Source organism: Klenkia soli (assembly GCF_900103975.1).
Classification (GTDB): domain Bacteria; phylum Actinomycetota; class Actinomycetes; order Mycobacteriales; family Geodermatophilaceae; genus Klenkia; species Klenkia soli.
This window is the reverse complement of record NZ_FNIR01000010.1, coordinates 203016-224529: the sequence shown is the minus strand read 5'-3', so window position 1 is coordinate 224529 and position 21514 is coordinate 203016. Positions and strand designations below refer to the sequence as shown.

Sequence of the window (21514 nt, the reverse complement as noted above, 5' to 3'; positions counted from 1 at the left end):
TCGCAATACGAGCAGGGAGGCACAGTGGCCAAGCCGTTCGCATCCTCGGCAGACCTCGGCGTCAAGGAGCAGACGCTGGAGGTGCTCGCCGACGGCGTCTACGCCCTGACCGCCGAGGGCGACCCCAACCTGGGCGCGGTCGAGGGCGAGGACTTCCTGGTCTGCTTCGAGGCCCTGGCCACCCCCGTCGCCGCCCGCCGCTGGCTGGCCAGGCTGCGCGAGCACACCGACAAGCCCGTGCGCTACCTGGTGCTCAGCCACTACCACGCCGTCCGCGTGCTCGGCGCCTCCGCGTTCGACGCGGAGATCATCGTCAGCAGCGAGCAGACGAAGGGCCTGATCGCCGAGCGCGGCCAGCAGGACTGGGAGAGCGAGTACGGCCGCATGCCCCGGCTGTTCGAGGAGCCCGAGTCGATCCCGGGCCTGACCTGGCCGACCATGACCTTCCGCGACAGGCTCACGATCGCCCTCGGCGGCGACCGCGGCGAGCTGGTGCTCGAGCACGTCGGCCGCGGCCACACCGAGGGCGACATCGTGGCCTGGATCCCCAAGCACGAGATCCTGTTCGCCGGCGACCTGGTCGAGAGCCAGGCCGCGCTCTACACCGGCGACGCGTTCCACTTCGACTGGGCGGCCGGCACCCTGGACCGGGTCAAGGCCTACGGCGCGCAGCAGCTGATCGGCGGCCGCGGCGCCATCGCCCGGGGTCGCGCCGAGGTCGACGCCGCGGTCGAGCAGACCCGCGCCTTCCTCACCACCATGCACGACACCGTCGGCACCGCGCACCGCTCGGGCGGCACGCTCAAGGACGCCTTCGACGCCACCCACGCCGCGCTGGCGCCCAAGTTCGGGCACTGGCCGATCTTCGAGCACTGCCTGCCCTTCGACGTCTCCCGCCTGTGGGACGAGTTCTCCGGCATCGAGCGCCCCGTCATCTGGACCGCCGACCGCGACCGCCAGGTGTGGGACCAGCTGCAGTCATGAGCACCGACCCGGTCCTCGACCCGGTCCTCGTGGTGGGCGCCGGGCCGGTCGGCCAGACCACGGCGCTGCTGCTGGCCCGGTGGGGGCTGCCGGTCGTCGTCCTGGATGCCCGCCCCGAGCGCGACCTGGTGGGCTCCAAGGCGATCTGCCAGCAGCGCGACGTGCTCGACGTCTGGGACTCCGTCGGCGTGCAGGTCGCCCCGCACGGGGTCACCTGGACGACGGCCCGCACGTTCCACCGCGGCGACGAGCTGTTCAGCGTCGAGTTCGTCGACCGCGGCCGCTCGCCGTTCCCGCCCTTCGTCAACCTCAGCCAGTGCACCACCGAGGAGCTGCTGGACGAGGCCATCGCCGGGCAGCCGCTGGTGCAGGTGCGCTGGGGCTCGCCGGTCGAGGGCATCGACCAGGACGGCGACGGCGTCACCGTGCGCTGCGCCGACGGCACCGAGCACCGCGGCACGCACGCCGTCGTGTGCGGCGGCGCGCGGTCGGACCTGCTCCGCCGGCAGCTGGGGCTGACCTTCGAGGGCGCCACCTTCGGCGACCAGTTCCTCATCTGCGACATCCGCACCGAGCTCCCCGGCTGGGAGACCGAGCGCCGGTTCTACTTCGACCCGGTGTGGAACCCCGGCCGGCAGGTGCTCATCCACCCCTGCCCCGACTCGACCTACCGCATCGACTGGCAGGTGTCGCCGGACTTCGACCTCGCCGCCGAGGAGGCCTCGGGCGGGCTGGCCGCCAAGATCCGCCAGGTGGTCGGCGACCGGCCCTACGAGGTGGTGTGGAAGTCGGTCTACCGCTTCCACTCCCGGGTGGTCGACCGCATGCGGGTCGGCCGGGTGCTGGTCGCCGGCGACGCCGCCCACCTGGTGTCCCCCTTCGGCGCCCGCGGCCTGAACTCCGGGGTGCTGGACGCCGAGAACGCCGCCTGGAAGATCGCCTTCGTGCGCCGCGGCTGGGCCGGCGAGGACCTGCTGGACAGCTACTCCGCCGAGCGGCACGCCGCCGCGGTGGAGAACCTGGAGGTCACCGGCGCGACGATGCGCTTCCTGGTGCCGGCCACCCCGGCCGAGGCCGCGCACCGGGCCGAGGTGCTGGAGCGCGCCGCCTCCGACCCGGCCGCCCGCGCCCACGTCGACAGCGGACGGCTGGCCGAACCGTTCTGGTACGTCGACTCCCCGTTGACCACCGCCGACCCGCGCCGTCCCCCCGCCGGTCGGCCGCCGCGCGGCGACGTCCCCGAGCCGGCCCCCGGCGTGCTCGCCCCCGACTGCCCGGTCACCGTGCCGGCCCGCCCCGACCTCGGGCGGCTGCGCCAGCTGGCCCGTGAGGGGCTGACCGTCCTGGTCGGACCGGACGTCGGCGACCTGCCCGCGCTCGACGCCGAGCTGCCCGTGGCGGTGCACCGGATCGACGACCTGGACCCCTCCGGCGTGCTGGCCGGCGCCCTGGGTGCCTGCGCCGACGAGGTCTGGCTGCTGCGCCCGGACGCCCACGTCGCCGCCGTCCTCACCGACCCGGCCGGCCTCCCCGCCGCACTCGCCCGCGTCACCGCCCGGATCCCGGAAACCGCGGTTTCCGGGAGGTCGACCAGAGAGGACATCTGACATGGCGTTCTACCGGCAGGTGGGCAGCGTCCCGCCCAAGCGGCACACCCAGCACCGCACGCCCGAGGGCGGGCTGTACCGCGAGGAGCTGATGGGCGAGGAGGGCTTCTCGTCGGACTCGTCGCTGCTCTACCACTCGGGCGTGCCCAGCTCGCTGGTCGACGCCCGGGTGTGGGAGCTGCCCGACCAGGCGCTCACGCCGAACACCCCGCTGGTGCCCCGGCACCTGGAGCTGCACGACCTGGCGTTCGCCGCGGACGCCGACCCGGTGCTGGGCCGGCGGCTGGTGCTGGGCAACGCCGACGTCCGCATCCACTACTCCCTCGCCACCGCCGCCAGCCCGTACTACCGCAACGGCACCGGCGACGAGTGCGTCTACGTCGAGCGGGGCTCGGCGGTCGTCGAGACCGTGTTCGGCGCGCTGACCGTCGGCACCGGCGACTACGTGGTGATCCCCCGCGCGACCACCCACCGCTGGGTGCCCGACGGCGAGCTGCGCACCTACGCCGTCGAGGCCAACTCCCACATCGCCCCGCCGAAGCGGTACCTGAGCAGGTACGGCCAGCTGCTCGAGCACGCGCCCTACTGCGAGCGCGACCTGCGCGGGCCCACCGAGGTGCTCGTCGAGACCGGCACCGACGTCGAGGTCTACGTCAAGCACCGCGGCGACGGCCCCGGCGGGCTGGCCGGCACCGTGCACGTGGTGCCCGAGCACCCCTTCGACGTCGTGGGCTGGGACGGCTGCCTGTACCCCTACGCGTTCAACGTCGCCGACTTCGAGCCCATCACCGGCCGCGTGCACCAGCCCCCGCCGGTGCACCAGGTGTTCGAGGGCGCGAACTTCGTGATCTGCAACTTCGTGCCGCGCAAGGTCGACTACCACCCGCTGGCCATCCCGGTGCCCTACTACCACTCCAACGTCGACAGCGACGAGGTCATGTTCTACGTCGACGGCGACTACGAGGCGCGCAAGGGCTCGGGCATCGGCAAGGGGTCGATCTCGCTGCACCCCGGCGGGCACAGCCACGGTCCGCAGCCCTCGGCCATCGAGGGCTCGCTGGGCGCCGAGTTCTTCGACGAGCTGGCGGTCATGGTCGACACCTTCCGCCCGCTGGGCCTCGGCGAGGCCGGCACGGCGTCGGACGACGGGCGCTACGCCTGGACCTGGTCGGGGCGGGGCCCCACCTCGTGACGGCGGAGCTCTTCGGGGTCGACAACCTCCCCTACGGCGTCTTCTCCACCCCCGGCACCGAACCCCGCACCGGCGTGGCGGTCGGCGACGGCGTGCTCGACCTGGCCGCCGCGACCGGGGACCCGGTGCACGCCACCGGCAGCCTCGACGCCTTCCTCGCCCAGGGGCCGCGGGCGTGGGACGCCGTCCGGGCGCAGCTGGTCCGGTGGGTCACGGCGGGCGCGCACCCGCTCGTGCCGCGCTCCGACGTGACGATGCACCTGCCGTTCACCGTGGCCGACTACGTCGACTTCTACAGCTCGCGGCACCACGCCGAGAACATCGGGCGGATGTTCCGGCCGGGCACTCCGCCGCTCACGCCGAACTGGGCGCACCTGCCGATCGGCTACCACGGCCGCGCGGGCACGGTCGCCGTCTCGGGCACCGCCGTCGTCCGGCCGAACGGGCAGCGGCTGGACGGCTCGGGTCCCGGAGCAGCCCCCACGTTCGGGCCGAGCCGCCGGCTGGACATCGAGGCCGAGGTCGGGTTCGTCGTCGGCGTCCCGTCCGACCGGCCCGTGGCCGTGGACGCGGTCGCCGACCACGTGTTCGGGGTCTGCCTGGTGAACGACTGGTCGGCCCGCGACCTGCAGGCCTGGGAGTACGTGCCGCTGGGCCCGTTCCTCGGCAAGTCGTTCCTGACCTCGGTGTCGCCCTGGGTCGTGCCGCTGGCCGCGCTGGAGGCCGCCCGGGTCGACCCGCCGGCGCGGGAGACCGCCGTCCTGCCCTACCTGGACGACGCCGGCCTGCGCTGGGGGCTGGACCTCCAGCTGGAGGTGCACCTCAACGGCGAGCGGGTCAGCAGCCCGCCGTTCGCGCAGATGCACTGGACGCCGGCGCAGCAGCTGGCGCACCTGACGGTCAACGGCGCCACCCTGCGCACCGGTGACCTCTTCGCCTCCGGCACGGTCTCCGGGCCGGCGCGCGACGAGCGCGGCTCACTGATCGAGCTGTCGTGGGGCGGCGCCGAGCCGATCACCCTGGCCGACGGCAGCACCCGCACGTTCCTCGAGGACGGCGACACCGTGACCATCACCGCCACCGCCCCCGGCACCGCCGGCGGCCGCATCGGCTTCGGGGAGGTCACCGGCACCGTCCTGCCCGCCCGCTGACCCCCACCGAGGAGAGCCCCGTGACGACGACGTCCGCAGCCCGCCCCACCACCACCCGCGAGGAGCGCAAGGTCCTGGCCGGCACCCTCGCCGGCACGACCATCGAGTGGTACGACTTCTTCATCTACGCCCAGGCGGCCACCCTGGTGCTCGCCCCGCTGTTCCTGGCCCCCGTCAGCGACGGCAACGAGGCCGTGGCCACCGTGCTCTCGCTGGCCACCATCGGCATCAGCTTCCTGTTCCGCCCGCTGGGCGCGATCGTCGCCGGCCGGTACGGCGACCGGCTCGGCCGCAAGAAGATGCTGGTGCTCACCCTGCTGCTCATGGGCGGGTCGACCGCGCTGATCGGCCTGCTGCCCACCTACGCCTCGATCGGTGTCGCGGCGCCGGTGGTCCTGGTCCTGCTTCGGGTGGTGCAGGGGTTCTCCGCCGGCGGCGAGTGGGGCGGGGCCGCGCTCATGGCCGTCGAGCACGCCCCGCTCTCCCGTCGCGGGCTGTTCGGCGCCTACCCCGGCGTGGGCGTGCCGCTGGGGCTGATCCTCGCGACCGGCGTCCTGCTGCTGATGACCACGGTGACCACCGCCGAGCAGTTCCTGTCCTGGGGCTGGCGGGTGCCCTTCCTGCTGTCGATCGTGCTGATCGGGGTCGGCTACCTGATCCGGCGCTCGGTCGAGGAGAGCCCGGTGTTCCGCGAGCTGCAGGAGCGCAAGCGGGAGTCCTCGGCGCCGCTGCGCGACCTGTTCCGCAGCAACACCAAGCAGGTCGTGATCACCGCGCTGGTCTTCGTGGCCAACAACGCCGCCGGCTACCTGGTGATCGCCTACTTCATCGGCTACGGCACCGGCACGCTGGGCATGGCCCGCGGGCCGGTGCTCACCGCGATCGTGGTCGCCTCGGTCGGCTGGCTGGTGTTCACCCTCCACGGCGGCGCGCTCAGCGACCGGATCGGCCGGGTGCGCACGTTCCAGCTGGGCTACGCGCTGGTGTTCGTCTGGATGCTGCCGATGTTCCTGCTGGTCGACACGGCGAACATCTGGCTGTTCGGCCTCGGCGTGCTGGTGCTGTCGGTCGGTCTGGGGCTCTCGTACGGCCCGATGTCGGCGATGTACGCCGAGATGTTCCCGGTCGCCGTGCGGTACTCCGGGGTCTCCATCGGCTACGCCCTCGGCGCGATCCTGGGCGGTGCGTTCGCGCCGGCGATCAGCGAGCTGCTGGTGCAGGAGACCGGCACCGGCACCTCGATCGGCATCTACATGATGGTGCTGGCCGCGATCAGCTTCGGCGCCGTGTCGCTGGTCCGCGAGACGCGGGGAGCCGACCTCGGCGTCGACGCCGGTGCCTAGGCTGCACCGGTGACCGCGCCGCAGTCCCAGACGCTGGACCGGGGGCTGCGCATCCTCGAGCACCTGGCGGCCGCCGGGGCCCCGCGGCCGGTCATGGAGATCGCCGGCGCCGTCGACCTGCACCGGTCGATCACCTACCGGCTGCTGCGCACGCTGGAGGACCGCGGTTTCGTCGAGCGCGACGACGCCGGCCGGTTCGGGCTGGGGCTCACCGTCTCCGTGCTGGCCCGCGGGGTGCGCACCAGCCTGCAGGCCGCGGCCACCGCCCGGTTGACCCCGTTGGTCGAGCGGTTCGGCTGCACCGGGTTCCTCGTCGTCCGGGCCGGGGACGACGCGGTCACCCTCACCAGCGTCGAGCCGCGCGACGTGCCCAGCCACGTCACCCGGCGCCCCGGCACCCGGCACCCGGTCGGCCGGGGCGCCCCCGGGCTCGCGCTGCTCATGCCCGACCCGGACGCCGCCGACGACCGCCCCGAGCTGCGCACCGCGCGGGCCACCGGCTGGGCGGTGAGCGAGGGCGAGGTCATCCCGGGCGTGCGGTCGCTGTCGGCGCCCGTACGCGGTGCGCAGGCCGCCGCCGCGGTGGTCTGGACCGGCGCGCGGGACGACGAGGCCGAGCTGGGGGCCGCCGTCGTGGCGGTCGCCCGCGCCATCGCCGCAGACCTCTGAACGGCCTGCCCCGCGGCTTCGGCCGCTTCTGGACGGCGATGGCGGCGACGTCCTTCGGCACCTACGTCACCTCGCTGGCCCTCGGGGTGCTGGTCGAGCAGACACTGGGCGGCACGTCGCTGGACCTGGGCTGGGCGAACGCCGCCCGCTGGGCCCCCTACCTGGCCGTCGGCCTGTTCGCCGGGGTGGTGGCCGACCGGGTGCGCCGTCGTCCGCTGCTGGCCGGCACCGAGTTCGGCCGGGCGGCGGCCCTCGCGCTGTTCCCGCTGCTGGCCGCGACCGGGCTGCTCTCGCTGGGCACCGTCGTCGCCGTCCTGCTGCTCTACGGCACGCTGTCGGTGCTCGGGGACGCCGCCGAGCAGTCGTTCCTGCCGCGGCTGGTGCCCGCCCCGGCGCTGAACCTGGCCAACGTGCGGCTGCAGCAGGCCGACGCCGCCGCGCAGGGCTCGGGTCCGCTGCTGGCCGGGGGCGCGGTCGGGCTGGTCGGGGCGCCGCTGACCTTCCTGGTCGACGGCGTCCTGCACCTGGTCGCCGGGGTGCTGGTCGCCCGCACCAGGGTGCACGACCCGCGGCCGGAGCCTGCCCCGCGGCGCACCGTGCTGCGCGACCTGCGCGAGGGCGTGCGGTGGGTCTACCGGCACCCGACGCTGCGACCGCTGGCGCTGTCCACCCACGCCTGGTTCCTCTGCAACGCGGCGATCTCCACGGTGACGGTCACCTACGTGCTCACCGTGCTCGACCTCGGCGCCACCGGGCTCGGCGTGGTCGGCGCGGCGGCCGGGGTGGGCGCGCTCACCGGCACCTCGCTGGCCGTGCGGGCGGGCCGGTGGGTCGGCGACGCCGGCACCGTCGTGGGCGGCCGGCTGGTCGAGGCGGCAGGCGCGGCCGCCCTGGTGGGCCTGCCGCTGCTGGGTGCACCGCTGGCCGCGGCCGCCGTGGGCCAGTTCGTGCTCGGTCTGGGCATGGGCCTGGAGAGCCCGTTCGAGCTCTCGCACCGGCAGGCCGTCACCCCCGACCGGCTGCAGGGCCGGACCAACGCCACCATGCGCTCGCTGAACCGGGCGGTGATCGTCGTCGGCGCCCCGGCCGGCGGTGCGCTGGCGCTGGTGACCTCGCCGCGGGCCACGCTGCTGCTTGCCGCCGCCGGCATCGCGGTCGGCGCGGTCGCCCTGGCGCTGTCCGGCTTCCGCCACGCCGGGAGCCCGCGGGAACGGAACCGCACGGACACCTGAGGGCAACACCGCGCCGCGACGCTGACCTGCGTCACGACGCCGCTCCTGGGGGACCGCATGGCCACGACCGAGACCCGCCCCGAACCCGCTGGGACACCGAGCACCGTCCCGTCCGCCACGAAGGAGACGCTGGAGGACTACACCCTCCGGTTCGCCCCCCGCAGCTACCGGAGGTGGTCCACCGGCGTCGTCTCGGTGTCCGCGCTGGGCGGCATCGCCTACCTGGCCGACTTCGCGATCGGCGCGAACATCGGCATCGCCTACGGCACCACGAACGCGCTGTGGGGCATCGGGCTGTTCGCCGTCGTGATCTTCCTCAGCGGTTTCCCGCTGGCCTTCTACGCGGCCCGCTACAACCTCGACCTGGACCTGATCACGCGCGGCAGCGGCTTCGGCTACCACGGCTCGGTGGTCACCAACGTGGTGTTCGCGACGTTCACGTTCATCTTCTTCGCCCTCGAGGGCTCGATCATGGCCCAGGGCCTGGAGCTCGGGCTCGGGGTGCCGCTGTGGCTGGGGTACGCCGTCTCCACGCTGATCATCTTCCCGCTGGTGGTCTACGGGATGAAGGTGCTCTCGACCCTGCAGGTCTGGACGACGCCGCTGTGGCTGCTGCTGATGGTCGCCCCCTTCGGCTACCTGGTGATCAGCCACCCGGAGTCGGTCGGCGCGTTCTTCGACTACCAGGGCGAGAACGGCGAGGGTGCGGCCAGCCTGAGCTCGGTGCTGCTGGCCGCCGGGGTGTGCCTGTCGCTGATCGCCCAGATCGCCGAGCAGATCGACTACCTGCGCTTCATGCCGCCGAAGACCGCCGAGAACCGTCGCCGCTGGTGGACCGCAGTGGTCCTCGCCGGGCCGGGCTGGGTGTTCTTCGGCGCGGCCAAGCAGGTGGTCGGGCTGTTCCTCGCCGTCTACGTGATCGCGAACGTCGCCGACGGCGCCACGGTGGCCAACGAGCCGGTGCACCAGTTCCTGGAGATCTACCGGGAGATCGTCCCGGGGTGGCTGGCGCTGGCCCTGGCCGTCGTCCTCGTCGTCATCAGCCAGGTGAAGATCAACGTGACCAACGCCTACTCCGGCTCGCTGGCCTGGACCAACAGCTTCACCCGGGTCACCAAGCACTACCCGGGCCGGCTGGTGTTCGTGGCCGTGAACCTGGCGATCGCGCTGGTGCTGATGGAGGCGAACATGTTCGACTTCCTCAACACGATCCTGGGCTTCTACGCCAACATCGGCATCGCGTGGGTGGTCACCGTCGCCAGCGACATCGCGATCAACAAGTACCTGCTGGGCATCTCGCCGAAGCAGCCCGAGTTCCGCCGCGGGATGCTGCACGCGGTCAACCCGGTGGGCTTCGGCGCGATGGCCGTCGCGTCGATCCTGTCGATCGCCTGCTTCTTCGGCCTGCTCGGCGAGATGCTGCGGCCCTACTCCCCCATCCTCGCCGTCGGCCTGGCCCTGGTGCTGCCGCCCGTGCTGGCGGTGGCCACGAAGGGGCGCTGGTACCTGCGCCGCACCGACGACGGCATCGAGGCCCCGATGCTGGACGCCGAGGGCAACCCCTCGGACCTCGTGCTGCACTGCCACGTCTGCGACACCGACTACGAGCGCCCCGACATGGCTGCCTGCCTCGCCCACGACGCCCACGTCTGCTCGCTGTGCCTGTCGACGGACACGACCGGGGAGCACGTGCTGCCCGCGCAGGTGTGACACTCCCCCGCATGGACCAGCTCGACCACACGACCCGGGACGACCGCCGCGCCGCCGCAGAGGCACTGCTGCCCGAGCTGGAGGACGCCGGTGTCGTCGCCGTCGCCCTCCCGTGGGTGGACACCTCGGGCATCACCCGGGTGAAGACCGTGCCGCTGGCGAAGCTGCCCTCGGCCGCCGCCTGGGGCGTCGGGATGAGCCCGGTGTTCGACGGATTCCTGCTCGACGACTCGATCGTCGCCGGCCGGTTCGCGGGGTCGGCGGTCGGCGACCTGCGGCTGCACCCGGACCTGTCCCGGCTGACCGTGCTGGCCGGGCAGCCGGGCTGGGCGTGGGCGCCGGTCGACCGCTACACCCAGGCCGGCACCCCGCACGTGCAGTGCTCCCGCTCGCTGCTGCGCCGGCTGGTCGACTCGCTGGCCGAGGACGGGCTCACGGTGCTGGGGGCGTTCGAGGTCGAGTGGGTGGTGGGGCGGCCCGACGGCCTGCCCGACGACGCCGACGCCTTCGTGCCGGCGCTGTCCGGGCCGGCCTACGGCATGACCCGGCTGGCCGAGGTCAGCGACTACGCCCGCGACCTGCTGGTCGCGCTCGAGGAGCAGGGCGTCGTCGTCGACCAGTTCCACCCCGAGTACGCCGGCGGCCAGCTGGAGATCTCCGTCGGCGCCCAGGACCCGGTCGCGGCGGCCGACACCGCGCTGCTGGTCCGCAACACCATCACCGCGGTCTCGGCCCAGCACGGGCTGCGGGTGTCGTTCTCGCCCAAGGTCACCGCGGACGGCGTCGGCAACGGCGGGCACGTGCACCTCTCGCTCTGGCGGGACGGCGAGAACCTGATGAGCGGCGGCGAGGGCACCTTCGGGCTGACCCCCGACGGCGAGGCGTTCACCGCCGGGCTGCTGGCCCACCTCCCCGGTCTGCTGGCCGTGGGCGCGCCCTCGGTGGCCTCCTACCTGCGGCTGGTGCCCTCCCACTGGGCCGGCGCGTACGCCGCCTGGGGCCTGGAGAACCGCGAGGCGGCGCTGCGCTTCGTCACCGGGCCCGACGGCAACCGGCAGCACGCCGCCAACGTCGAGGTGAAGAGCTTCGACCTGGCCGCCAACCCGTACCTGCTGCTGGCCGGCTGCCTGGCCGCCGGGGCGGCCGGGGTGCGCGCCGGGTCCCGGCTCCCCGACCCGGTCGGCGTCGACCCGGCGTCGCTGAGCGACGAGGGCCGCCGGGAGGCCGGCATCCGGCCGCTGCCGTCGTCCCTGGAGGAGGCCGCGCGCGCCTTCGAGCAGGACGAGGTGCTGGCCGAGGCGTTCGGCGAGGAGCTGCACGCCACGGTCGTCGACGTCCGGCGCGGCGAGGTCGCGCTGTTCGAGGGGGTCTCCGCGGAGGGTGTCTGTCGCTCGGTGCGCTGGAAGCACTGACCCGCGGGGGTGACATCCGGGCCGCACCGGATGACACGGAGCGTCACGACTGTCGTACTGAGCGCACATGGCCTCACGGACGAGGCCGCCCACGACAGACGGGAACCCTCGTGCACGACCTCCCCGTCCGGCGCGCCGCATGAGGCGCACCGGCACGTCCCACCTCGCCCGGGCGGCGGCCGCCGCCGTCCTGACGGCGGCGATCGGGCTCTCCGGCACCGTGGTCGGGGCGGGCGCAGCCCAGGCCGCCCCCGCCGTCGCGGAGCCGGGCGACACCGCCCCGGCCCCCGCCACGACCACCCCCACCACCCCCACGACGCCGACCTCGGTCGACCCGGCCCCGGTCGCCACCACTCCCGACGCCCCGGCTGAGCCGGCGATCCCGGCCACCCCCGCGGCCCCGGCCGCACCGGCCGCACCGGCCGCCGGCCCTGCCGGACCGGCGCAGGGTCCCGGCCTGGGCTACGACGCCGTCAACGACAAGGGCTCCCTCTACAACATCGCCGAGGTCACCGGCGCCCACGCGGCCTACCGGGCCGGGTACACCGGCAGGGGCATCGGCGTCGCGCTCATCGACACCGGGGTCTCCCCGGTGCCCGGCCTGAGCAGCGGCAACGTCGTCGACGGGCCGGACCTCTCCTTCGACAGCCAGTCACCGGAGCTGGCCCACCTCGACGCCTTCGGGCACGGCACGCACCTGGCCTCGATCATCGCCGGCCGGGACACCGCGGGGACGCCGGCGTCCTACCTCGACCCGAACCGGTTCAACGGCATCGCCCCCGACGCGACCCTCGTCGACGTCAAGGTCGGCGCCAGCGACGGCGCGGTCGACGTCAGCCAGGTCATCGCCGGCATCAACTGGGTAGTCGAGCACGCCCGGGACCCGGGCATGAACATCCGGGTGATCAACCTGTCCTACGGCACCGACTCGGTGCAGGACACCCAGGTCGACCCGATGACCTACGCGGTCGAGAACGCCTGGCGCAACGGCATCGTCGTCGTCGTGGCCGGCGGCAACGAGGGCGAGTCGACCCGCACGCTGGCCCAGCCGGCCCGGGACCCGTTCGTCATCGCCGTCGGCGCCTCCGACACCGCCGGCACGGTCACCCGCACCGACGACACGGTGCCGGCCTGGTCGACCCGGGGCGACAGCACCCGGGCCGTCGACGTGGTCGCGCCCGGGGTCTCGGTGATCGGCGCCCGGGTGCCCAACGGCTACGCCGACCAGGCCTTCCCGAGCTCCCGGGTGGCCGGCCGGTTCGCCCACGCATCGGGCACCTCGCAGGCCGCCGCGGTGGTCAGCGGCGAGGTCGCGCTGGTGCTGCAGCAGTACCCGTGGATGACCCCGGACCAGGTCCGCGCGGTGGTCACCCAGTCGGCCAGCGGGCTGACCGGCGTCAGCGCGCTGCTGCGCGGGTCGGGTCTGGTCGACATCACGAAGGCCCGGCTGCTGCCGACCCTGGGCGCGATCGTCACCTCGGTGCTGCCCCGCGTCTGGGGTCGCGGCACCGGCTCGCTCGAGGCATCCCGGGGCAGCGCGCACGTCTTCGACGGCGTCTCCGAGCTGACCGGCGAGGTCGACGTCCAGGGCGTGCGCTGGGACGCCGCGGCCTGGGCCAGGGCCACCAACGCGGGCACCGTCTGGGACGGCGGCCGCTGGCGCGGGACGGTGTACACCGGCGACCGCTGGGCCGGCCGCACCTGGCCGACCGCCGCCTGGGCCGTCGACTGGAACGGCGTCGCCTGGACGTCGGCGGACTGGTCGGCGCGCACCTGGCGGGACGGCTCGTGGACCGCGCGCACCTGGCGCGACTCCTCGTGGTCGGCGCGCACGTGGCGCAGCGTCGGGTTCTCCTCGGTCGCCTGGAGCTGATGCCGGCGGCCGGGTGACCCCGGCGGGTGAGACAGGGACGGGACGGGCTCATGAGCCCGTCCCGTCCTGCCGTTGTCCACCGGGTGAGGCCACGATGACCCGACCCGCGGTGGACCACCGCTCGGTGGTCGTCGTCCTCCAGGGCGTGGCCCTGCTCGCCCTGGCCTCGGTCGCCGGCGCGCACCTGCTCCACGCCGGGCCCGTCGTGGACGTCGTCCCGCTGCCGTGGTGGGTGCTGGCCGTCGCCTTCGCCGCCACCGAGGCCTGCGTGCTGCACGTGCAGACCGCCCGCGAGGCCCGCACCGTCTCGGTCAGCGAGCTGCCCCTCGTGCTCGGCCTGTTCTTCGCCAGCCCGGTGGACCTCCTGCTGGGCCGGTTGCTCGGCTCGGCCGCCGTCTTCACCTGGCAGCGCCGCTCCCCGCTCAAGACCGGCTGGAACCTGGCGCTGATCAGCGCGCAGACCGCCCTCACCACCACGGTCTTCCACCTGCTGGCCGACCTGGCCCCCGGCCACGCGCCGCTGGCCTGGCTGGGCGCCTTCGCCGGGGCGTTCGCCGCGCACGCCCTCGGCAGCGTCGCGCTGGCCGCCGTCATCGCCGTCTACGAGCGCGACCTGGACCTGCGGGGCCTGCTGCGGGACATCGCGGTCGGCGACCCGACCGCCCCCGTCGTGGTCACCGTGGCCCTCGTCGTCGCCACCTCGCTGCAGGCCTCGGTGATCACCGCCTGGCTGCTGGTGCCCGCCCTGGTCGCGCTGCTGCTGGGCTACCGGGCCTACGCCTCGCTGACCGAGCGGCACCTGGCGGTCGAGCGGCTGCTGCGCTTCACCCAGGCGGTCAGCGACTCCCCCGAGACCGACCAGGTGCTCGGCCGGGTGCTGGGCGAGGCCCGGGAACTGCTGCACGCCGAGCGGTCCGAGGCGGTGTTCGTCGGCGCCCGCGAGGGGGTCGCCGCCCACGTCCGGCTGGGCACCTCCGGTCGGCTCACCCGCAGCGAGGAGGACCTCGACGTCGACGCCTGGATCGTGGACCGCGTGGTGGGGGACGGCCAGAAGCTGCTCCTCGCGCGCGGCACCCGCGACCCGGAGGAGCGCGCCTGGCTGCAGGCACGCGCCGCCCGCGAGGCCGTCGTCGTCCCCCTGCGCGGGGGCACCGGCGTCCTCGGGGCCCTGGTGGTCCTCGACCGGCTCGGCGACGTCCGCACCTTCGACGACAGCGACGTCGCGCTCGCCGAGAACGTCGCCGCGCAGGCCGGGGTGGCGCTGCAGAACGGCGAGCTGGTCGACCAGCTGCGCCACGACGCCCTGCACGACGCCCTCACCGGGCTGCCCAACCGCGCCCAGCTGCAGCGCCGGCTGGTCGCCGCGCTCGAGCGGGTCGGCGACGGCCGCTCCCCCGGTGCGGCCGTGATGATCCTGGACCTCAACGGCTTCAAGGAGGTCAACGACGCCCTCGGGCACCAGCAGGGCGACAAGCTGCTCGCCGTGGTCGGCCAACGGCTCACCGACGCCGCCGGCACCGCCGCGCTGGTGACCCGGCTCGGCGGCGACGAGTTCGCCGTGCTGGCCGAGGACCTGGGCGACGAGGACACCGTCGTGCGGTTGGGCCGGCGCCTGCTGCGCGCCCTGGAGCACCCCGTGCCGCTGGACGGCATGGAGGTCGAGGTGACCGGCTCGCTGGGCATCGCCCTGGCCCCGACCCACGCCGCCGAGCCCACCGGGCTGCTCAAGCGGGCCGACCTCGCGGTGCACGACGCCAAGGCCTCGACCCGCGGCCTGCGGGTGTTCGACCCCTCCCTGACCGCCGAGGACCCCCGCCGGCTGGCCCTGGTCACCGAGCTGCGCACCGCCGTCCACGAGGGCCAGCTCGAGGTGCACGTGCAGCCGCAGGCCGAGGTGCTCACCGGCCGGGTGGTCAGCGTCGAGGCCCTGGTCCGCTGGACGCACCCGCAGCTGGGCCGCGTCGGCCCGGACGAGTTCATCCCCGTCGCCGAGCGCAGCGGGCTGATCGGTCCGCTGACCACGCTGGTGCTGGACCGGTCGCTGGCCGCCGTCGCCGCCTGGCGGGCCGCCGGCACCGACCTGTCCGTGGCGGTGAACCTGTCCACCCGCAGCCTGCACGACACCGACCTCGTGGACGAGGTGGCCCGGCTGCTCCGGCGGCACGACGTCCCCAGCGACCGGCTGACCCTGGAGGTCACCGAGGGCTCGGTCATGGCCGACCCCGCGCGCACCATCGCCGTGCTGCACCAGCTGCGCGACCTGGGTTGCCGGCTGTCCGTGGACGACTTCGGCACCGGCTACTCGTCGCTGTCCTACCTCAAGAGGCTCCCGGTGCAGGAGGTGAAGATCGACCAGAGCTTCGTCACCGGTCTGCGGTCCGGCGGCGAGGACGTCGCGATCGTGCGGGCGATCGTGGACCTCGGCCGGCACCTGGGCCTGGCGGTGGTCGCCGAGGGCGTCGAGGACCAGGAGACCTGGGACCTGCTCGCCGACACCGGCTGCGACCTGGTGCAGGGCTGGCACCTGGGCCGACCGATGCCCACCGCCGACCTGCCGGGGTGGCTCGGCGACCGCGCCCGGAGCACACCGGCCCGGCCGCTCCGGGCCGTCTGAGCTCCTGAGCAGGGCGTTTCCGTAACCGCCGGTAAGCCGTGCTTGCGCAGTTCTCCCGCGTATAGGGTGATCCGGCCCCGCCGGGTCCACCCGGTGCCTGCTCTCACCTGGAGCCGCCGTGCAGTTCTCCCGCCGCGCCTTCCTCGCCGCCACCGGTGCGGTCGCCGCCCCGCTGCTGCTGCCCGGCTGCGGTTTCGTCGGGGGCGGTGGTGGCTCCGGGTCGGGCGACGCCGACACCCTCACCTTCACCACCTGGGGCACCGACGCCGAGCTGGCCGGGTTCCGCGCCGCGATCTCGGCGTTCCAGGACGCCAACGAGGGCAAGCGGATCGAGCTCAACGCCGTCCCGTACGAGCAGATGTTCACCAACATCGACGCCCAGCTGCAGGCCGGCAACCCGCCCGACGTCTTCCGGGTGCCGTACTACACGTTCGGCGCCTACGCGGGCCAGGGCCAGCTGCTGGACCTCACGCCCCACCTGTCGGAGGGCGTGCAGGACCAGTTCACCGAGACCGCGTGGGCCGCGGTGCAGAACGGCGGTTCGCCGTTCGGGCTGCCGCACCACACCGACACCTCGGCGATCCTCTACAACGCCGACCTGCTGGCCGCCGCCGGCATCACCGACATCCCGACCACCGTCGAGGACGCCTGGACCTGGGACGAGCTGTCCGCCGTCGCCGACCAGCTCAAGGCCGCACTGCCCGCCGGCACCTACCCGTTCGCCTACAACTGGCAGGGCAACGGCGTCACCCGCTGGCTGAGCCTGCTCTTCCAGGCCGACGGCGCGTTCCTGGACACCGACCAGGCGACCCCGCTCATCGACTCCGACGCCGGGCGCTCGGCCGTCGAGTTCAGCAGCTCGTTCTTCGCCGAGCAGTGGGTGCCCGAGACCGACACCACGACCTCGTCGACCTACGCCGCGGACAGCTGGTTCGCCGGCACGGTGGCGATGGTGTGGTCCGGCGCCTTCCAGATCCCGGACGCCGACACCACCGCCGACTTCGAGTGGGGCGTCACCTTCGCCCCCCGCGGGGTGCGCCGGGGCGGCGACTTCGGCGGCAACGCCCTGGTCGCCACGGCGGACACCGGCAAGCCCGAGCTCGCCGCCGCGTTCCTGGAGTTCGTCACCGCCCGCGAGCAGATGCAGGGCTTCTGCCAGAGCGCGTCGCTGCTGCCCACGCGCCCCGACCTGCTGGACGGGTCGCTGGCCTTCGACGTCCGGCCCGAGCTGACCGACGTGTTCGTCGGCCAGGCCTCGCAGGTGCAGCCGCAGGACGCCGCCCAGGTCGCCTCGCCCTCGATGTCCGGGATCATCCCGGTGCTCCAGCAGGAGCTGGACGCCGCCTTCCTCGGCCAGGACGCCGCCACCACCGTGGCCAACATGTCCCAGGGCATCGCCGACGCCACCGGTGCCTGAGCCGACCGCGGCGCCCGCCCTGGCCGCCACCCGCCCGGCACCGGCGGCCCGCCCCCGCCGTCCGCGCGCGGAGACCGTCGCCGCGTACGGCCTGCTGGCCCCGAACTTCGGCCTGCTCGCGGTCTTCGTGCTGGTGCCGCTGGCCGGGGCGCTGCTGGTCAGCCTGCAGCGGACCAACGGCTTCGGGGACGGCGAGTTCATCGGGCTGGGCAACTACACCCGCCTGGTGCAGGACCCGGTCTTCTGGCAGGCGCTGGCCACCACGGCCGGGTTCACCGTCGTGGTCACCGCGCTGTCGATGGCGCTGGGCCTCGGCCTGGCGGTGCTGATGAACTCGGTGCTGCCCGCGCGCGGGCTCTTCCGGTCGGTCCTGATCCTGCCGATGGCGGTCTCGGGGGTGGCCACCGCGCTGATCGGCGTCCTGGTGTTCGACCAGAACAACGGGATCCTCGACAAGCTGATCACCGCGGTGGGGCTGCCGTCGGTCAACTGGCAGTCCGAGCCGGTGCCGGCCTTCGCCACGATCGTGCTGGTCACCATCTGGTGGCGCACCGGGTTCAACATGCTCATCTACCTGGCCGGGCTGCAGGGCATCGGGCCCGACCTGCACGAGGCCGCCCGGCTGGACGGCGCGAACGCGTGGCAGCGCTTCCGGCACGTCACGCTGCCGCTGCTGGGGCCGTCGTCCTTCTTCCTGGTGGTGCTCAACGTCATCTACAGCTTCCAGGTGTTCGACATCGTGTTCGTGCTGACCGGCGGCGGGCCGCGCAACGCCACGAACGTGCTGGTCACCTACGCCTACGACACCGGCTTCGTCACCCGCGACCAGGGCTACGCCGCAGCACTCGGCATGGTGCTCCTGCTGCTGGCCGCGGTGTTCGCCGTGGTGCAGTGGCGGGCCTCGCGGACCCGGGACCTGGTCGAGTGACCGGGCGACTGGCCCGGCTGGGCCTCGCGGTGGTCGCGGCGCTGGTGATCATCGCGCCGCTGTACTGGATGGTCGTCGTCGCCTTCTCGAGCCGCCGCGAGCTGCTGGGCGGGGACCTGCGGGTCTGGCCGCGCAGCTTCACCCTGGAGAACCTCGAGCGGGTGTTCTCCTCGTTCCCGGTGGTGACCTGGTTCGGCAACTCGCTGGCCATCTCGCTGGTGGTCGCGGTGCTGTCGGTGAGCACGTCGCTGCTGGCCGGCTACGCCTTCGCGCACCTGCGGTTCCCCGGGTCGAACGTGCTGTTCTTCGTGGCGCTGGGCACCCTGGTGCTGCCGATCCAGGTGATCATGGTGTCGCTGTTCCGGATCGTTACCGGGCTGGGGCTGTACGGCACCTACTGGGCGGTCATCCTGCCCACCGCGGCGTCGGCGTTCGGGCTGTTCCTCGCCCGGCAGTTCCTGCTCGGCATCCCCCGCGAGCTGATCGAGGCCGCGCGCATCGACGGCGCCTCGCACCTGCGGATCTTCCGGTCGATCGTGCTGCCGCTGGCCAAGCCGCTGATCGCGGTGCTGTTCTTCATGAGCCTGCTGCAGAGCTGGAACGACTTCGCCTGGCCGCTGATCGCCCTGCGCGACAACGCGCTGTACACGCTGCCCATCGGACTGCTGTACCTGCAGGGCCAGTTCGGCTCGGACTACGGCGCGACGATGGCCTTCGCCCTGGTCAACGTGATCCCGATGGTCGTCGTCTTCCTGGCCTTCCAGCGCTACTTCGTAGCCGGCCTCACGAGAAGCGGCATCAAGTAGCCCCCTCCCGCGCCCTGCCGGCGCCCCCTCCGGCGGTGATCATGGGGTTGTTGCTCGTACGACGCGCACCGACGGCGTGTCCTCCGCGCTAAAGCCCATGATCATCGCCGGAAGGGGTGGGTGCGCGGATCCTGGCACAGGGGTGCGAGGGGTGCTTGTGCACGTCCACATGCCGGTCTTCTGTCCACAGATGTCCAGCACGTCCGCCAGCTGGGGGTTCCCGGCGGCACGGTCGGGCGCGTGGAGCACTTCTCGGGGACGTACACGTGGAGCGGAGCACGCGCGGCGGGGATGAGCCGTCGTCAGATCGAGGCGGACGGCGTCCGGTTGGGCCGGGGGGTGTACCTGTCGAGGGGCGAGCTGGACGACCTGCCCACCCGGTGCAGGGCCTGGGTGCCGCTGCTGCCCGAAGGGGCTGCGTTCGGGCTGCAGACCGCGGCAGCACTGCTGGGCGCGTTCGTGGATCCACCGGACGTCGTCCACGCCGTGGTCGGCCCCGACCGGCTCCTGCCCCACCGCAGCGGGCTCACCGTCGTGCACCGCCACCTGCGACCCGAGGACGTCGTCGAGGTCGCCGGCCTGCCGGTGACCTCCGGCGCACAGACCTTCCTCGACCTTGCCCGCTGCACCCGACCCGACGAGCTGGTGGCCATCGGGGACGCCCTCCACCGCCTCGGACACCTCGATCCCGGCCGCCTGCAGGAGCGGCTGGACCGCGCTGACGGTCTGCGCGGTGTCGTCCGGGCCCGGTTCTGCGCGCCCAGGCTCACCCCGCTGGCGATGTCCCGGCCGGAGAGCCTGGTCCGCTGCTGGATCCTCGACAGCCCGCTGCCCGACCCCGAGCCGCAGATGCCGGTGGCGAACCGCTTCGGTGTGGTCGTCACCCACGGCGACCTCGGGTGGGAGCTCTACCGGCTGATCCTGGAGTACGAAGGCGGCGGCCACGCCACGCAGGAGAAGCTGGACGCCGACGTCGAGCGCCACTCCCTGGCGGCCGCCGACGGCTACCTCGTCCAGCGCTTCGCGAGGAAGCACCTGACAAGACCGCAGCTGCTCCTCGCCCGGGTGGAGAGCGCGCTCGTCAGCCGCGGCTGGCGGCCCCCTCCGCGGCGGTGATCATGGGGTTCTCGCCCGATCGATACGCGCATTCGGCGCGCCCGCTGGCCACAACCCCATGATTACCGCCGCCGCCGGCTCAACGCGGGCTACACGACCGCGGGGAGGACGAGGAGGAGGGTGGGGGCGGCGACCAGGGTGATGGCGGCGCCGATCGCCGCCGGCCTCGCCCACCTGGGCAGCTCGGCCGGCGGCTCCAGCAGGCGGGTGACGCGGGCGGTCAGCACTCCCCCGCCCGCGGCCAGCGCACCCTGCGGGGCGCCGCCCTCGGCGGCGGCCACGATGGCCTTCGCCAGGGTCCGTCGTCCCGCGGGCCCGGGGACGGCGCGCAGGGCGACGTCGTCGGCGCGCATCTCGACCAGGTCGCGGACGGCGTCGTGGGCGCGGTCCGCGGCGGGCAGCACCGGCAACGCCTCCCGCCACGCGACGAAGGGCATCAGCAGCAGGTGGTGCCGCTCGGCGAGGTGCGCGCGCTCGTGGGCGACGACGGCGGCCAGCTCGGCGGGGTCGAGCTCGGCGACCATGCCCGACGACAGCACCAGCAGCGGCCGGGCGCCCGGGATGCAGAACGCAGCCGGCACCGGCGACTCCAGCACCCGGGCATCGACCCCGGACACGTCGTCGACCAGCAGCTCCAGCAGCGCCCGGTGCCGGGCCCGGGTGCGGGCGGTGCGCACCAGCGCCAGCACCAGGACGCCGAGCAGCTCCAGCGCCAGCACGGCGGCCAGCGTCTGGGCCACCCAGTGGTCGCCGCGCACCGGGCCGGCCGGCTGGGCACCGGTGAACCAGTGCCGCGCCCACGCCCACCACGCCTCGGGCAGCGACCCACCCCACGGCGACAGCCCGTGCACCAGCAGCGCCCCGATGATCGAGAGCCCGCCGGCCAGCCCGACTGCCTGCCAGCAAACCAGCGCGGCGACCGGATCCCGGCGGGTCCAGCCGGCCCTCGCCAGCACCGCCGGCACCGGCCACGCGAGCGCGACCGCCAGCAGCCCGAGCAGCAGGGCGGTCAGCGGCAGCACGGCATCAGCTCGGTGGTCGTCGGCGGGCGGTCAGGGCGTGTCGGCCAGCAGGGCACGCAGCACGGCGGCCTCGTCCGGGGACGCCGAGCCGATGAACCGGGCCAGCACGGCCTGGCGGTCGGCGGCCTGCCCCAGCACCTCGTGCATGAGGCCGGCGGCGTGCTCCTCGCGGCTGGCGACCGCGGCGAACCGGCGCGGACGCGCGTCGTCGTGCCGCACGAACCCCTTGCCCTCGAGCCGGGTCAGCACCGTGTGCACGGTGGTCAGCGCCAGGCCGCGGTCGGCCAGCGCATCGCGCAGCTCGGTCGCGGACAGCGCGGCGGACCCGGACCACAACTGGTCCATCACCGCCCGCTCGAGCTCCCCCAGCGACTCCACGGAACCCCCTGTCGGTCATCTCACGGCGAGTCTTCTACGCAAGGTAGAAAACAGCTTCTA

General features: G+C 73.9%; 17 protein-coding genes. 15 read left to right on the top strand and 2 right to left on the bottom strand.

Translation table 11 applies throughout. The annotated features are described in order from the left end of the window. Positions 1 to 24 precede the first annotated feature (24 nt). The 15 genes from BLS67_RS16620 to BLS67_RS16550 all read left to right on the top strand — a co-directional run bounded on the left by BLS67_RS16620 (position 25) and on the right by BLS67_RS16550 (position 20054). Positions 25 to 984 carry an MBL fold metallo-hydrolase gene (locus tag BLS67_RS16620; protein ID WP_091247210.1) on the top strand — a complete coding sequence of 320 codons (960 nt, stop codon included), beginning with the start codon at positions 25 to 27 and terminating at the stop codon, positions 982 to 984. After that, a complete protein-coding gene (locus BLS67_RS16615; RefSeq protein ID WP_091247208.1) occupies positions 981 to 2591 on the top strand; it encodes an FAD-dependent monooxygenase in 1611 nt (536 codons plus the stop codon). The genes BLS67_RS16620 and BLS67_RS16615 overlap by 4 nt, the downstream gene beginning before the upstream one ends. A gap of 1 nt (position 2592) precedes the next feature. Continuing rightward, positions 2593 to 3783, top strand: coding sequence for a homogentisate 1,2-dioxygenase (locus tag BLS67_RS16610; RefSeq protein WP_091247206.1), 1191 nt, complete (start codon positions 2593 to 2595; stop codon positions 3781 to 3783). Continuing rightward, positions 3780 to 4934: a fumarylacetoacetase gene (fahA, locus tag BLS67_RS16605; RefSeq protein WP_207500668.1), complete on the top strand. Its 1155-nt coding sequence runs from the start codon at positions 3780 to 3782 to the stop codon at positions 4932 to 4934. Before BLS67_RS16610 ends, fahA begins: the two co-directional genes overlap by 4 nt. A 20-nt stretch (positions 4935 to 4954) precedes the next feature. Next, positions 4955 to 6277 (top strand): MFS transporter, encoded by a 1323-nt coding sequence (locus BLS67_RS16600; RefSeq protein ID WP_091247204.1) that lies wholly within the window; start codon positions 4955 to 4957, stop codon positions 6275 to 6277. Between the two features lie 9 nt (positions 6278 to 6286). Continuing rightward, positions 6287 to 6946, top strand: coding sequence for an IclR family transcriptional regulator (locus BLS67_RS16595; protein ID WP_091247202.1), 660 nt, complete (start codon positions 6287 to 6289; stop codon positions 6944 to 6946). Then, positions 6865 to 8178, top strand: coding sequence for an MFS transporter (locus BLS67_RS16590; protein WP_278247141.1), 1314 nt, complete (start codon positions 6865 to 6867; stop codon positions 8176 to 8178). Before BLS67_RS16595 ends, BLS67_RS16590 begins: the two co-directional genes overlap by 82 nt. A gap of 57 nt (positions 8179 to 8235) precedes the next feature. Then, entirely contained in the window at positions 8236 to 9888 is a 1653-nt protein-coding gene (locus BLS67_RS16585) for a purine-cytosine permease family protein (RefSeq protein ID WP_091247198.1), read from the top strand. Positions 9889 to 9899: 11 nt separating this feature from the next. Further along, positions 9900 to 11300 carry a type I glutamate--ammonia ligase gene (locus BLS67_RS16580; protein ID WP_091247196.1) on the top strand — a complete coding sequence of 467 codons (1401 nt, stop codon included), beginning with the start codon at positions 9900 to 9902 and terminating at the stop codon, positions 11298 to 11300. Between the two features lie 139 nt (positions 11301 to 11439). After that, positions 11440 to 13173 carry a S8 family serine peptidase gene (locus BLS67_RS16575; RefSeq protein WP_091247195.1) on the top strand — a complete coding sequence of 578 codons (1734 nt, stop codon included), beginning with the start codon at positions 11440 to 11442 and terminating at the stop codon, positions 13171 to 13173. A 94-nt stretch (positions 13174 to 13267) separates the two neighbouring features. Then, positions 13268 to 15787 (top strand): putative bifunctional diguanylate cyclase/phosphodiesterase, encoded by a 2520-nt coding sequence (locus BLS67_RS16570; protein WP_131801767.1) that lies wholly within the window; start codon positions 13268 to 13270, stop codon positions 15785 to 15787. A 118-nt stretch (positions 15788 to 15905) separates the two neighbouring features. Continuing rightward, entirely contained in the window at positions 15906 to 17204 is a 1299-nt protein-coding gene (locus BLS67_RS16565) for an ABC transporter substrate-binding protein (protein ID WP_091247191.1), read from the top strand. Beyond that, the gene (locus BLS67_RS16560; RefSeq protein WP_207500667.1) at positions 17197 to 18132 is read left to right on the top strand and encodes a carbohydrate ABC transporter permease; all 936 of its coding nucleotides are present in this window, start codon (positions 17197 to 17199) and stop codon (positions 18130 to 18132) included. Before BLS67_RS16565 ends, BLS67_RS16560 begins: the two co-directional genes overlap by 8 nt. Then, positions 18129 to 18938, top strand: a complete 810-nt coding sequence (locus BLS67_RS16555; RefSeq protein WP_207500666.1) for a carbohydrate ABC transporter permease — start codon at positions 18129 to 18131, stop codon at positions 18936 to 18938. Before BLS67_RS16560 ends, BLS67_RS16555 begins: the two co-directional genes overlap by 4 nt. A 240-nt stretch (positions 18939 to 19178) precedes the next feature. After that, entirely contained in the window at positions 19179 to 20054 is an 876-nt protein-coding gene (locus BLS67_RS16550) for a hypothetical protein (protein WP_242654139.1), read from the top strand. 89 nt (positions 20055 to 20143) lie between these two features. Here BLS67_RS16550 and BLS67_RS16545 read toward each other — a convergent pair whose 3' ends face one another. Both BLS67_RS16545 and BLS67_RS16540 read right to left on the bottom strand, forming a co-directional pair. After that, positions 20144 to 21076 (bottom strand): M56 family metallopeptidase, encoded by a 933-nt coding sequence (locus BLS67_RS16545; RefSeq protein ID WP_091247188.1) that lies wholly within the window; start codon positions 21074 to 21076, stop codon positions 20144 to 20146. Positions 21077 to 21106: 30 nt separating this feature from the next. Next, positions 21107 to 21454: a BlaI/MecI/CopY family transcriptional regulator gene (locus BLS67_RS16540; RefSeq protein ID WP_091247186.1), complete on the bottom strand. Its 348-nt coding sequence runs from the start codon at positions 21452 to 21454 to the stop codon at positions 21107 to 21109. Positions 21455 to 21514: the final 60 nt, after the last annotated feature.